This is a genomic window from Microvirga arvi, assembly GCF_016892765.1.
Taxonomy (GTDB): Bacteria; Pseudomonadota; Alphaproteobacteria; order Rhizobiales; family Beijerinckiaceae; genus Microvirga; species Microvirga arvi.
In genome coordinates, this window is the sequence record NZ_JAFEMD010000045.1 from 1 (window position 1) to 13,422 (window position 13,422).

13 protein-coding genes and 1 tRNA gene are annotated in these 13,422 nt (G+C 55.0%); 8 read left to right on the forward strand and 6 right to left on the reverse strand.

Annotated elements, in window-relative coordinates:
* The first annotated feature begins 1,199 nt into the window (after window positions 1–1,199).
* On the forward strand, window positions 1,200–1,589 hold the full coding sequence (locus tag ILT44_RS22100) for a hypothetical protein (protein WP_204241774.1): 390 nt from the start codon (window positions 1,200–1,202) through the stop codon (window positions 1,587–1,589).
* Between the two features lie 109 nt (window positions 1,590–1,698).
* Here ILT44_RS22100 and ILT44_RS22105 read toward each other — a convergent pair whose 3' ends face one another.
* Window positions 1,699–2,055 (reverse strand): DUF6894 family protein, encoded by a 357-nt coding sequence (locus ILT44_RS22105; protein WP_204241775.1) that lies wholly within the window; start codon window positions 2,053–2,055, stop codon window positions 1,699–1,701.
* A 306-nt stretch (window positions 2,056–2,361) separates the two neighbouring features.
* Between ILT44_RS22105 and ILT44_RS22110 the strand changes: the two genes are divergently transcribed.
* Window positions 2,362–2,673 carry a hypothetical protein gene (locus ILT44_RS22110; RefSeq protein ID WP_204241776.1) on the forward strand — a complete coding sequence of 104 codons (312 nt, stop codon included), beginning with the start codon at window positions 2,362–2,364 and terminating at the stop codon, window positions 2,671–2,673.
* Window positions 2,674–2,793: 120 nt separating this feature from the next.
* On the opposite strand, the gene ILT44_RS31935 is transcribed toward ILT44_RS22110, so the two are convergent.
* Both ILT44_RS31935 and ILT44_RS31070 read right to left on the reverse strand, forming a co-directional pair.
* Window positions 2,794–3,060, reverse strand: a complete 267-nt coding sequence (locus ILT44_RS31935) for a DUF6894 family protein (protein ID WP_372441220.1) — start codon at window positions 3,058–3,060, stop codon at window positions 2,794–2,796.
* A 119-nt stretch (window positions 3,061–3,179) separates the two neighbouring features.
* Complete coding sequence (locus ILT44_RS31070) at window positions 3,180–3,587, reverse strand: PRC-barrel domain-containing protein (protein WP_307826622.1); 408 nt, start codon at window positions 3,585–3,587, stop codon at window positions 3,180–3,182.
* Window positions 3,588–5,824: 2,237 nt separating this feature from the next.
* Here ILT44_RS31070 and ILT44_RS22120 point away from each other — a divergent pair.
* A complete protein-coding gene (locus ILT44_RS22120) occupies window positions 5,825–6,373 on the forward strand; it encodes a recombinase family protein (RefSeq protein ID WP_204241778.1) in 549 nt (182 codons plus the stop codon).
* A gap of 1,204 nt (window positions 6,374–7,577) precedes the next feature.
* Here the strand turns inward: ILT44_RS22120 and ILT44_RS22125 are convergent.
* A complete protein-coding gene (locus tag ILT44_RS22125) occupies window positions 7,578–7,847 on the reverse strand; it encodes a MarR family winged helix-turn-helix transcriptional regulator (protein ID WP_204241779.1) in 270 nt (89 codons plus the stop codon).
* A gap of 210 nt (window positions 7,848–8,057) precedes the next feature.
* Here ILT44_RS22125 and ILT44_RS22130 point away from each other — a divergent pair, with 210 nt between their 5' ends.
* From ILT44_RS22130 to ILT44_RS22145, 4 genes are all read left to right on the forward strand, one after another.
* Window positions 8,058–8,615 (forward strand): hypothetical protein, encoded by a 558-nt coding sequence (locus ILT44_RS22130; protein WP_204241780.1) that lies wholly within the window; start codon window positions 8,058–8,060, stop codon window positions 8,613–8,615.
* A 321-nt stretch (window positions 8,616–8,936) separates the two neighbouring features.
* Entirely contained in the window at window positions 8,937–10,172 is a 1,236-nt protein-coding gene (locus ILT44_RS22135; RefSeq protein ID WP_204241781.1) for a calcium-binding protein, read from the forward strand.
* Window positions 10,173–10,354: 182 nt separating this feature from the next.
* The gene (gene rnhA / locus ILT44_RS22140) at window positions 10,355–10,810 is read left to right on the forward strand and encodes a ribonuclease HI (RefSeq protein WP_204241782.1); all 456 of its coding nucleotides are present in this window, start codon (window positions 10,355–10,357) and stop codon (window positions 10,808–10,810) included.
* A 248-nt stretch (window positions 10,811–11,058) separates the two neighbouring features.
* Complete coding sequence (locus ILT44_RS22145) at window positions 11,059–11,280, forward strand: hypothetical protein (protein WP_204241783.1); 222 nt, start codon at window positions 11,059–11,061, stop codon at window positions 11,278–11,280.
* Window positions 11,281–11,385: 105 nt separating this feature from the next.
* Here ILT44_RS22145 and ILT44_RS22150 read toward each other — a convergent pair whose 3' ends face one another.
* Together ILT44_RS22150 and ILT44_RS22155 are read right to left on the reverse strand one after the other, a co-directional pair.
* Window positions 11,386–11,703 (reverse strand): hypothetical protein, encoded by a 318-nt coding sequence (locus ILT44_RS22150; protein ID WP_204241784.1) that lies wholly within the window; start codon window positions 11,701–11,703, stop codon window positions 11,386–11,388.
* A 694-nt stretch (window positions 11,704–12,397) separates the two neighbouring features.
* A complete protein-coding gene (locus ILT44_RS22155; protein ID WP_204241785.1) occupies window positions 12,398–12,568 on the reverse strand; it encodes a hypothetical protein in 171 nt (56 codons plus the stop codon).
* A gap of 689 nt (window positions 12,569–13,257) precedes the next feature.
* Between ILT44_RS22155 and ILT44_RS22160 the strand changes: the two genes are divergently transcribed.
* Window positions 13,258–13,333, forward strand: a tRNA-Ala gene (locus tag ILT44_RS22160).
* Window positions 13,334–13,422: the final 89 nt, after the last annotated feature.

A 13,422-nucleotide genomic window follows, 5' to 3' on the forward strand; every position in this document is an offset into this window, starting at 1 on the left:
CAGCCTGATCCTGCCGGACAGGCTCAACCCGATCACTCTCTGACGCTGAATGTCAGATCAAATGCCGACTACTACAGCTCAAGTTCAACAGGAAGGGACACCCAGGACGCTACTGAACTAAGGGTTTCCCTCCTGCTCTCTGCACAGGCATGAGACAGGCTCAGCGACAGACTTCCCTACGCACCTGAACCCTCTCGCCCCAGCGGTTCACCCGCTCGTTGATGATGATCTTGCAGCTATCGCGGCGACCCCAGCCCCGCCCAGCGAACACAGGCCGCTGCCAACGGGGACGTTCAGCAACAGGGGCACCGTAGTACCCGCCCCAATGGGACCGTCGCTCCCGCCACTCAGGAACAGGCCGTCCATAGTAGCGATCAGGGTCACGGCGCTCAGACCAATGTTCACTGTGGCTGTAGTCCTGCCTCTCAAATCGTTCGCCGCTGTAGTCGGCAATGCGTCTAAGGCTCAACTCGGATGCCTGAGCAACACTGCCGAGCGTCAGGGTGGCGACCATAGCAAGTACAACCCTCTTCCAACCGAAGCTCATAAGAACCTCCCTCACAGGGCTGAACTCGGACTGAGTCACCCATTGCCCAGGAGGATGCATTAGGTCCGTTGAAGCAGAGCCAAACGGCTTTGACAGCGATTGTTCATGATCCGTGGCGAGACGATATGCCTGACGTATCTGTCATTAGCGGCATCATGGTTTACGGCTGTTGGATTGACGTATTCACCTGAGATCAGAGTAGGTCGCGGAGATGTAGCCTCAGGCCGCTCATGCCCGATACCCAAAAGAAAAGAGCCTGATGGAAGGACCGCCAGGCTCATGAGTTCAACCAGAGGGAACCAAGAAGTACGTAGGGCCAACGGCTAAGCCTTGGCGTGGTTCCTTCCTAGGCTCATAGATCAGCAAGATACTTTGCTACAAGCAGCGCCAGTACAATTAGAGCCAAGGCTCCAATCGCAGGAAGTCCCTCGGCATGAGCATCAAGCAACTTCCAAATACGTACAGAGAGGCGAGGCAACCTCATTCTAGTTCTCCCTAACCATACTGTTAAGAGTACCACGGAATGAGAACAAATAGAGAACATTCTTGACAGGCTGTGGATACCTGTGGATTGGCCCTTAGGCTGAGAGCATGAGCATCAAAAAGCCGTCTGCTTGCTTTAGGGGTCAGCGATCCAATGAGGGCTAAGGCCATGTCTGAAGTACAGATGGCAATTGAAGTCGCTCAGGACAGGAAGGCAGTAGCAATTGAGATTGCACCTTCTGAACAGGCACCCCTGCAGCTTATTCTTGATCTTGATGAGCTTAATGGGCTGATCAGTAAGCTTGGCAATGCGAGAAGCGAGATGGTTGCGGGTCAGCCACAGCCGGACTTTGAGAATGAAGGAGTGACGATCAGCACAGTTGCCAACACGAAGTGGTATATCAAGGCTTCCCCTCCAGCCGGGGCTCTGTTCGCCTTTGATCATCCCAAGTTTGGCTCGGTCGGCCTGACCTTGGGCGCAGACCAGATCGCTCAGATCGTCAGCTTTCTGACAGATCGGTTTATACTTCAGCGAACCCAATCAGCAGAGAAGCATTAGGGTAGTTGGCCCAAGGCTGCCGCATTGGCCTTGTCGTCGGGGTAGATAACAACTCAGCGCCTCCGGTGTGCCTCCGCACAGACCTGTCTGAGAAGGCTGCTAGACTAAGCTATTCCTCCTGACACTTTCCAGCCCTATCAGTCGAGCCGTCTGGTAGGGCTTCTTTCTCTTTATCGCGCCTGGTTTCTGGTTGATCGGCCCTCGCTTCCTCAGTCTCCATAAAAGGCACGGTCAAGAGCAGTCCACCCGCCTCGTCCATAATCTCGACGGCATAGCGATTCTGCTGTTCAGGGGTCAGTTCATCCCAATATGGGACGACCTCCATAAAGACATCTGCCACCCTCCGGGCAACGCGCTGCGCAGCATCAACATCGGAAAGGTCTAGGGTCTCAGGATACCTGACCCGTTTGCGTTGGTTATCGAGGAAGAGACTGTAACGCGGCATGGTGGCAGGAATATTAGCCAAGAAGCCTTTATCGGCAATCTGCCCATAGGTGTTATTTCAGACCAAACTCATAGATCAGAGGATGGGACCGCTCGCATCAGGTGTGGGGCTATACTTGCCTAATATAACCCCATAGCTGGTATACTTTCCTATGAGACGAATAGCAGTAACCATTTATTGAGCGCTATCTTTCAAACCTAGTTAGACTGTGCCATTTTCATGGCGGAACTTCTTTTCGCCACAATGCGTTAAGGAACCATCGCAGCCAACCCCGCCGACTACATCCCCTATTCGTCACTCGACAGATCAAAGACAGCAATCAAGAAAATGAATGATTATCCCACTCATGAACCTTGCCTTGGATTTGCTGGACCTGAGGATCGGGTAATCTCCCTCAGCGTTCCACTTGCAGCAGAAGATGGGCAGAACAGTTCATATCATGCCTTTGATGTGGAGTATGCCTCCGACGAACCGGACAAGCTGACAATCCGCCTGTTAGAGCTCGATCAGCATGGATTCATCAGAACGGCCCTGCAAAGCGCCTCGTTTCCCGCTGTTCTACTCGCTGATTTGGTAAGCAAGCGGAAAGCCACCGATGCAGAAGTCACCGAGTGGAAAAGTATCGCTGATAAGGATTGACGATACCTTCCACGCACAATCTCAAGATAGATATGCCTATCTCAACCGAACGTACGCACAGAAGGGTGAGGCAGCGTGTGGAAAGCCGTTGTTGAACCTGATCTAAGGTTCGCAACCACATTAAGTTCCCCTGCCTACGTGATTAGAAACTGCACCCATCCACCGCCCTGGAACCGCCAGAACGGTTCGACCATCCTCGTTAACAACCTCAACGTGGAAGTCACAGTCGGTCTGAGGCATATAACCTCTCGGCGATTTAAGTCCAATGAACACTCGCGCCATTACCAATGCAACGCTGTGGGCCGCCTCTAGGCTCGGAACATTCAAGCCACGCGGGTACTTCAGGCGACGAAGATTGGTCCAGACGTAAACGTCATAGGTTGGCATGGCTACAATATCGTAGCTAAAGAACCCTCCCTTGTAACGCGCTCCTAGGAGTTAGGACGACGACACCAGCGAAGGAGCGTCAACTTCTTTGCTTAGAGGAAAGTTGGCCCCGTAGGATGTTAGATCGGACCTCTTGGATCGTCGCGCCAATAGTCCCTCAACTCCTTTTCGCGTTTGCGGTCGGGCCAGACCAGATCGTCACCGTCGTACCCATAGAACGCTGGTGCGTCTCGGACCTGCTCCTCGGTAATCTCTGTACGATAGCTCTCAAGCGCCTTGTCATAGGAGAGCTTGTCCCAGGGCACGGTGCGGAGGTGAACCCCGATGCCGAGGAAGCCGCCAAACGTCACGTCAACGTAGAGGACCTTGCCGCTGACCTTCTCGATGAGCAACCGCTTGATGGTGCCAATCCGCCTGCCCTGCTGATTGAACACTGCCGTGCCTTCCACCCGATCACTCTCGATTACCGGATGAAATGTGGCTGTGTTGTTGCTTGCCTCCCAAACAAGGAAGCCATTCTCTAATATCCCGGCGGCAGCGAAGGCTCGACCAACGCCAAAGGTCCACCGCTCGGCTGGGCCGATCTCCTTTACGAATGTCCAAGGTCCACTCTCGGACGGAAGCTTTTGGCCTGTAGCACTGGCAGTGAAGGCCAAGAGGTTGGGGTTTGCGTCAGACTGAAAGACGTAGCAGGTTCTCATAAGTGCCTCTTAAGTTGATAAGACGCACGACCATTATCTCAGTCATTCATGACTAAATTAAATAGAGCAGAATAGGAAGCTTTCGCCAAACGATGGGATGTTGACCTAGATCAAAGCCAAAAATTACCTAAGTTATTCGATCAATTTCTTGCTATACTACCATACTAGTGCACGAACCAATCCAGGAATATTTATCTTATCCTGACTTCCGAGACTCATATACCAAGGCACCAGCTAAGCCCAAACTAATCGAAGGACTGACCAAGTGAGGCTCTTGCATTGGCAGCTGACGATCTAACCCCGAGCGTCTCACAGATGTTCGTTGAGATGGGTCCAGAGGATGGCCAGAAGTTCGCTAGGAGGGCCCTCGTCAAATTCGTCACGCAAGTGCTTAGCGGCGTTCATTGGGCGAGTGGTATGAACATTTCGACATTTAGCGATGGTAAGAGACCTGTCCTGGCCCAAGCCTCAGCCATCGTCTTCGCAACCATCCAAGTAGGCACATCAAGACTGTAGTAAGGTGCCTATTAAGGGTGCGATCAACCACCGGATGCCTATCCTAGCGGCTGCACTAGACATGCTACGCTGCAGTACCCTCACCTCCCCTAGCGAGTAGACCAATGCGCCTCCTGACAGCCATGTCCATCGTTGCTCTCGCCATTGCCTCCCAAGCTGCACAGGCTCAGGGGCAGGCAGCAAGGGCACTGGCTCCTAATGCTGCCGCTGTAAAGGCACCTAGCGCGGAGGAGAGTGCGGCAATGGCTGAGGCCCAGCGGAAAAAGGCTGAAGCGGTGCAACGCACTCGTGACGAGAAGCTAAAACGGACCTCAAGAAGCATCTGCATCGGGTGCTGATCGAAGGCGCTCCCTCTCCCCATGATGGCAGATCCTCGCAGGGTGGCTCTCACTAGGTCGCCCTTTCCGCACACTCACCAAGCCACAAGCATCTTGACAGCGTAGCCCATGGCCAGGCCGATCAACGGTCCGACAATGATGACGAATAGCAACTCAAACCAGTCCTTCCTGAATTGCCGGGACAGTGCTTTCCAGTCCACCACTGTGGGCTTCCCTCATAGCCCCCTCCCCACTCTTAAATAGGCGATTGCGCTGTTACCGTCTCGTCACTGGCGGCGTTCTTGCTTCCGTGGCTACCACCAGCCCAGACGATCAAGAAAGCCCGTCTGTGATAGTCACCTCTCCAACACGTCTACTCTCTTGGGTGGCATGGGCAGATCGCTATAAGTCACCCCTCTGGCAGCGTTCTTGATCGTTTCCGAGCCCACCCCAAACTTCTTAGCCAGCTTGGACCACTCCCAGTCTCCGACCATGTAACATAGTCTCGCCTCAAGAACTTGCTCAACCGAGAGCTTTCGACTGCTGCTGCCCATCCGACTCACCCAGAACGAAATGAGAACATTTCATGCGGTCAACTGGCGTGTCGAGAGAGCGAGCCTGAGGCACAAGGGAGGCTGTGGAGAATGGGGATGAAAGGCCTAAGAAGCGGGCTTGATCTAATTCCCCACCACTTGGAGACACACAGGGGGGCTCAAGGCTGCCTCTTCGTCACGTTTTGAATTTACCCCTTAACTAGAGATACAGACCAAGCCGCTTCCGTGGCTCACCGATCAGTTACCCCTTAGACAAGGATAGGACCGAGCCTCTCTCCCTTCGTGAGTCAATTCATCGACCACTTGGAACTGATGAACCCCTCAGGATCAATTCTGCTTCCACTAGAGAAACTGGTCTCTCCAGGACCAATTGGCCTCCCACTAGGATGATCAGAAGGGGCCATTTCGATCTGGCTAGAATTTATGAGAGGTTATCGATAGATACGCTGCGGGGAATTCCCCCCGGTGCCCCTCGCGTTACGCACACGGTCCATAGGCGCGTGTCGTCGTACGCCCGATGCCGCACACCCAGGCCAGTATCCTTCATCGTTCCAATGAACCTTGCCCTAGATGAACGTTCCAGATCGTTATCTTAACTGTTCCACAAGAATGTATTTGACATTTGGAACGGCCAAGGTGAATATGTCTTAGACTTAATTGGAACGAAGAGGCAGACATGCTCATCGGATATGCCCGTACCTCCACCCTCGAACAGGAAGCCGGTCTTGAAGCCCAACTGAGGGACCTCAAGGCCCTCGGGTGTCAGAAGGTCTTCCAGGAGCAGACCTCCTCTGTCGGCCCACGTCCTGCCCTTGAGCAAGCCCTCGACTTTGTTCGGGAGGGTGATGTCCTGGTTGTGACCAAGTTGGACAGGTTAGCCCGCTCTGTCTCTCATCTGGGCACGATCCTTGAGATGATCGAGGCTAAGGGTGCTGCCCTTCGGATCGTCAACCTTGGTGTTGATACCTCCACCCCTACTGGCAAGCTGATGCTGAACGTCCTTGGTGGTGTCGCTCAGTTTGAACGTGAGATGATGCTTGAGCGTCAACGTGAGGGCATCGCCAAGGCAAAGGCTGAAGGAGCCTATAAAGGTCGTAAGCCCACAGCGCAGGCCAAGGCCAATGATGTGAAAGCCCTCCATGCTGAGGGTCTCTCTATGGGTCAGATCGCTGAACGCTTGGGCATCGGTAAGGGCTCAGTCCATCGCATCCTCAAGGCGCACTGAAGCCTCATCACATTCCATAAGAGTTTCACAGGGCGGTTCCTTCAGTGGTGCCGCCCTTCTTTGTTTCGTCTGTACCTGTAGCTCATCAACAGACGGATACCCTGACCAGCCCTCACGCATCTATCAGGCTCATATCCTACACCCCACTCAACAACTCGATGTTCTCGGTTCTGCTCTGTCAGATCAGCATTGGGGCTGTGAGGGCTGGTCACTCCCCTAATCATCCAAGCTAATAGAAAGCCTTTCCATATTCCTCACCCTACGTCCCGTTGGCCGGGGGCGCTTCGTCGCGTCCGTTGATGGTCGTGCTCTTTGTGAAAGCCGGACCCCTGTGTTCTCCGCAGGTCGTGTCCTGTTGAGCGAGGGTGTCTCCCCTCAGGGACCCCTGATCGTTTCCCATGAGGGTAGTAAGATCGTCTCAATGACCACGACTGTTGGTCAGGCAGCACGGTTGACCGTCATCGAGCGGGATAGCAGTGGCATCCACATCGCACCGTATGACGCTTCCAGCACAGAACGCCTCAGGAGCTTACAAGGTGGTCGCCTAGGATCGTCTTTCTCTGTCGAGATGCACTCCGCAGTGGTCCAGCCCCAAATGGCGTTTTCTGATGACCACCCTGCATGAACCAATTTTTCACCGATGTGTCCCTGAAGTGGGGCGTATCTGTCCCCTTTCCTTTGTAGACCTCCGAAGTCACCTCAATGACACTTAAAGTACATCACGAAACGCTGTCTAAGCTGGATAGCGATGGCATCCCTGTAACTGGAGTGCCCTTGGCTAATGCTGCAAAGACAGTATGGCTAAGAACTGAAGATTACACCCGCATAATCAGCACCTACGGCATATCGTCGTGGTTCCTGAACTCAGCCGGGAATGGCTATGCCTATGTGAGACTGGCTTACAAGGGGGTTAATCTCATGGTTGCGAGGTTGGTTCTTGGTGATTGCCAGAGATCCAACGTCCGCCACCGCGACAAGGACCCACTCAATCTACGTAGTGACAATCTGTACTACGGCATTGGTCGTGGCGGAGATGAAACAACGAGAAAGAAGCGCAAGTCCCGCTCAACGACCACTGAGGGGACTGCGTATGGAAGCAGACCAATTTGAGTTTGGTCCCCATTCGTTCAGCGGGTCGTAGAGTATGCGCTGTTAAGGAACTCCCTTGCAGTCGGAGCTTTCCATGTGTCCAGATCCTTGGTGCCTAATTGCTCAAGAATACGGCGCACAAGGCTCCGCCCTTTGGGGACAGGAAGGCGATCTGCCTACGACGCTCGTTGGGATCATCTGCCGTCTCAACAAGGCTCAGTCCTGGCTTGCCCGAACGGTTCCATTCGCCCAGCGCCATGAGATTCCGGCTGATGGACGACAGGGCCATGCCTGTACGATTAGCCAGCTCCTGCTGCGTGAGCCCCGGCTGGGATGCAATCTCAAACAGGATCTCGATCTGCTGAGGTGCAATAGCTTCATTCATCTCTCTGAAGGTCTGCTGAATGTGAACCAGCGTCCTCAGCGTTGCCCCTGGTGTTCCGCCTGTCATCCTTGTTGTCCTGCTTTGGTCAGCTTGGGTGATCTGAAGACATTACTCATCATTATCACTCTCTGAAAACAGTCCCTTCCACACATCCACAGAAGCCCACTGAGGTCACCCCTTGGTGGGCTTTTCTCATTCCAAGGATAGCCCATGATCTACACAACTGAAGAACTCAACAGGACCACAGGTGACCTCCGTATTATTGATCTCGGGAACTGGGTCACCGTCACTGAATTAGGGAAGCGATATGGCCTAGGGGCCAAGAAGATCCGCTCTGTCCTGCATCACCTGGGGATGCTGAAGTCTGAGAGCGGGAGGTTCCGGCTTACCACCAGAGCCGTTCAACTCGGGCTTGGTAAGCGACACGATAAGCCAAAGAAGCATCAATACCCCTTCGACGTGATCAGCCCTCTGGGTCAGAAGGTGATCGCTCAGAACCTGGGATGGGTGATGGAGGATATGGACGAGGAGAAGCAGTCCAAGCCTCAGCTACAGGCAGCCTCACAGGCCCTTAAGACCTTCAAGGATCAACGCCAAAGCCAGATGACCACCCAGATGGAAGTCTGTTGGATGCGTGATCACTTCCCTGATTTCACCCAGGATGAGATTGCCGGTCTGATCGATGCTCCTCAATCACTGGTCAACCGCTATGCGAAGACTCAGGCAAAGCAACGGGACTTTCACCAGAGACGGAAGGCTGCTGGCTGAGAGGTCACTACCCAAAGTCAACCCCGGATGAAATTGTCTCGTCAATCGACATCCCACAGCCCCTCGTGAGGCACTATGGGAAGCTTAAGGAGAAGCTGAGGGAGTATCTGAGGGCAGTAATGAGGGCATCTACCCTGACCTCTCCGCACTATTAAGGGGGAGCCGCTGGGCAGACGCCCTCGGATCATCCAAAATGGATTGAGCCCAGCATCACCATAGGCGGCCAATCACGACGGCCCAAATCTGTTTCCCATGTAAAGCTTGAGGGCTGAGGTAACTAGCTGGGCTGTCCCGGGGGCTTAGATCAACGGGAGGAAGCAAATGGCCACAGCATTCCGCGTGACTATGACAGGCAACCAAGAGTCAACGCCAACGGGTTCGGCTGCGACGGGCTTGGGAACCGTGATCTTCGACAATGCCGCTCTCACGGCAGCTTATACAATCCGTGTGGTCGGACTAGACTTTGGACCTGCTAGCGGCCGTCCGGCTCAGACACCCGATCCAAACGATAACGTTACGAGCTTTCACGTCCACAATGCACCAAGAGGCGATGACGGCGGGGTAGTCTTCGGTCAGGTCAACCCAAGCCACGATGCTGACGATCTAAGGATTACGCCCAATGCGGACGGATCTTGGACAGTAAGGGGACGGTGGGAAACGACCGATCCAGCTACCGTCTCGATTTCAACCTTCGCCAGCCAGCTTAACTCAGCTTCGATTGGATCGGACGTACCCCTCTACTTCAACGCTCACACACCAGAGTTTCCGACTGGCGAGATACGCGGCCAGTGGGTCGCTATAGCCAATGATCGCAGCAACACCGTGAGGGGAACCATCGGCGATGATTTCCTGCCAGGACTTGGCGGTAACGATCGCATCGTCGGTGGGCAGGGCAACGATAGACTCGATGGTGGGCGAGGCAATGATCGGCTGTTTGGAGGAAGCGACAACGACACCTTGATTGGCGGTTCAGGAAACGACCGATTGGCCGGTGAGGGTGGCAATGACCGACTGCTAGGAGGAAGCGGCCACGATCTCCTTGACGGGGGCAGTGGCAACGATCGACTTGATGGTGGGCCGGACAGTGACCTCCTTGTCGGGGGCAGCGGTAATGACAGTCTAGTTGGCGGCAGCGGCAGTGACGCGCTCAGGGGCGGCAGTGGTGACGATCGGTTGGAGGGTGGAAGTGGCCTGGACGCCCTCAATGGGGGCTTTGGTACCGACTTCCTCATAGGCGGCAGCGGCGCGGATGCATTCAGGTTCAGCACTGCGCTCGGCAGTACCAACGTCGATACGATCCAAGGCTATAATGCTGCTGTCGATACTATCTTCCTTGAGAACGCTGTCTTCACGGGCCTCTCAGTCGGTATCTTGTCGCGTAGCGCATTCCGCATTGGGACCAGTGCCACCGATGGGACTGACCGCATTATCTACGATGATCAGACCGGGGCCTTGTACTTCGATGCGGACGGTAACGGCAGCAGTTCAGCCCAAGTGCAGTTCGCGACTCTCCTGGGAAGCCCGGACCTGACGAGGTTCGACTTCTTTGTGTTCTGATCAGATGGATACGATCCGCCGCTGCTGATGGCACCGAGTTTGTATTTTGTGGCAGCGGCGGATCACTGGCCTGGGGGTCCCTGACTCTTGGTCACCGGATCTTAAGCCCTCCCCTGCTTTAAGCGCCTCCCCTGTTCTGCTCCCCTGGAGCAATCCCATTCCACCCATTGATTGAGAATCCAATGTCGAACGAAGCCATCATCTTCACAGACGGCGCTTGCCTCGGGAATCCCGGTCCAGGCGGATACGCAGCCGTTGTCACCATTGCTGGTGAGGAGCAGATCATCGTAGGCCGTGACCGCTCCACGACGAACAACAAGATGGAGATGACGGCAGCCATTAAGGGACTTGAGGCTGTGCCGCAGGACCTTCCCATCATCATCCATAGCGACAGCCAGTATGTGATCAAGGGGGCAACCGAGTGGCTGCGTGGGTGGAAGGCCAAGGGCTGGCGTAGGGCAGACGGTAAGCCGGTCATGAACCAAGACCTATGGATGCAGATGGACGCCGTGATGGTTGGCCGAAAGATCACTTGGAAGTGGGTTAAGGGTCATGCTGGTCACCCTGAGAATGAACGGGTGGATGGATTGGCGAATGGGGAAGCTCAGAGAGCAGCTATCGGCACTTCTACTCGCTGATGATCGGGCGGGACCTGTTCGGAACCGTGCGGGTCAGGCTGATCTTCCCCAAGCGACCGCATCGCAAAACGTGACGGATGACGCGACGACCGCCGGAAACAGGGGGACTGCCTCCAGCGGTCGGACCACGCACCTTGTCAGGGGGAGCGCGACGGTCATCCTCACTCTAGCTCCACGCGGAAGGGTTGTGATCCGGCTTTGGTCCGAGGATCTGTCTGGCCTTAGGTCCTATAAACTCGGGAGGGGCAATGATCGGCATCTGGCGTCCCGTCAGCACAGCACCGCGAGACGGCACCCCTGTGGTCTTCTGGACCGATGATGACGGAGAGCCGCCTGTCTGTCCCATGACGGTCGGGTACTGGGTCGCCAATCCCATGGCAGGGCTCGGCTATTGGCGGGTCTTTGGCGATCCCCCGCGCTTTTGCTCCGACAGACAAATCCGTGGCTGGATGCCTCTGCTTCGCGGTTGAGATAATCACCTGCGATTTCGCATAACGCCCAGTATGGAACGCGATTTGAAGAATGCGCCGGTGGGTGTCACTTGGTGCTCCACCGGCGCGATCCGCCCTTAAGGACTATTCACACTCAATGGGGACGCCCGTCGCATCCTCGAGTTGCTCGCCGACCCGTATGGCGTGATCGCCTTGGCCGCCCTCGCTCAGCGGGCCGTCCCGTTCTTTGCTGACATTGCCGACGCCGTCCCGCGGCTGGTTCTCGCCCCGGAATGTCGGATCATGTGCCCGAGAATGCTGTCCGATGATGCCCACTTCGATATGGGCAAAGTCCGACGTGATGTCGCCCCAACAATGGTTGTTGGTGGCCGCGTCCTGGGCGTATGCCGCGGATGAAGCGGCCAACACGACGCATGTGAATACAGCTGTTCTCACTGTCATGGGAAATCTCCCTGGGGCTGAAGGGCCGGTAGAGAGCGCGTGAAGGCTATTTAACTTTCAGGGTGAACAATAACTATGAAAATGAACAAGGTGCGCCCACCGCCGACCCAGGTCATCAGGTCAGCGATGCGATCATGAAGGAAGCAAAACGGCACGATCCATCCCTCTCAGACCGCTCCTCTTCTGTGACGTCTCCAAGGATCTTCTGTGGCTGTTCCAAGAGACTTCTGTGGCTATTCCAAGGATCATCTACTAAGTTATTTTAGATCCCGGGTCAGATTTGGGACTTGAAAATCTGTAGCTGCCTCGCGCGTGAAAAGCGCGTCGCAATTTCGCATAAAGGAATGTACGGGACGCGATTTGAAGTTTTCGGAAAGTGTTTAACTGGACTTATGGAACGCGCAGCCGACTATTCAGTAAAACCCGCTCTGCAGCAGGCTTCAACCGGCGAGCGAATACTCGCGAATGCGTGGCGTGGGAGGGGCCGAGATGAGCACGTTTTCCCGGCCCCTCCCCGCCTGGATGAGGAGCAGTAGGGGCGATGCTCCAGATCCAAGCCAAGAGGGATTGCCGCACCTCCAGGGAGGAGAACGATAGCTGGCTCTGCATGGTCCTACATCAGGAGCCTTCCCCTACCGTGGCGGAAGGATATCGGATGAAGACGGCTAATCAACGGATTTGCAGTCCGCTGCGCTTAAGACCAGGAAAGCTTCTGGACGAACCGGACGAGGTGGGCATTGCAGACGGCCTCTGCGGCCTCGACCTGGCTCATCTTGCGGTCGAAGGTGGCCCAGCGCATGCCGTGGGGCTTGTCGATGGGATCGCCAATGCCGCGAACTGAACCAAAGATCGCGCCCTCAGACAACCCAGCGCCTTAGCCGAGGAAGCCCCCTCCCCGGCTGGAGCTTTCTCGTGTTTAGAGTAACCCCACTGAAAAATGTAAACGAACGTCCGACCTCAGAATCCCTCAACGTAATGTTCTTGCTAAGGCCAGAAGGTTGTCAGGTAAGCGAGTAAACTCAGGATCGGAGCCAGAAGGATAAGGGCTAGGAGCAGAAGAAGCATGAGGTTGAACAGTCTCATGGCGAAGCTCCTTCACAGCGCAGCCTCAAGCCTAGAGCAAACCTTGTCTGTAACGCGGCACAACCTTGGCTAAACAAAAGAGGCCCCGTAAGTGGGACCTCAGTTTCCAAGGGAATGACCGATGCTCTCAGTCGAAACTAGTTTCGATCTGCTCGTTGGGTCGGTCAACTCATGTCTCATTACCAATCGTGAACGGAGCACTTTATCTGCGCCACGGAGAGGCTTCACTTCTCGGTCGAGAAGTGTGAGGGGCTATTGCTCAACCCAAGTTCAGCCAGCCCCCCTCGGGGGGGTGGCCTTTCGTTTGTCACAGTGCTTGTCACAGCAAGTGTGACAAACCAAGGCTAATCCACTGAGGGCGACGCTACACAGCACACTTGCTTAGCTCAGTGAAACTGATAGGTTAAGCATCGTAATGGATTGAATTGTTTGCTGTTTCTGACTGCGCCACTTGGCTCGATTCAATCGACCGGGGCTGTAGCTCAGATGGGAGAGCGCTGCAATCGCACTGCAGAGGTCAGGGGTTCGATTCCCCTCAGCTCCACCAAGTCCTTCAAAAAATTCTGCTTTCTACCCATGCTCAATCGCAGCCGGACGCCCGTCGCACCGGGAGAGCAGGCTTCGGATCCGTTCTGC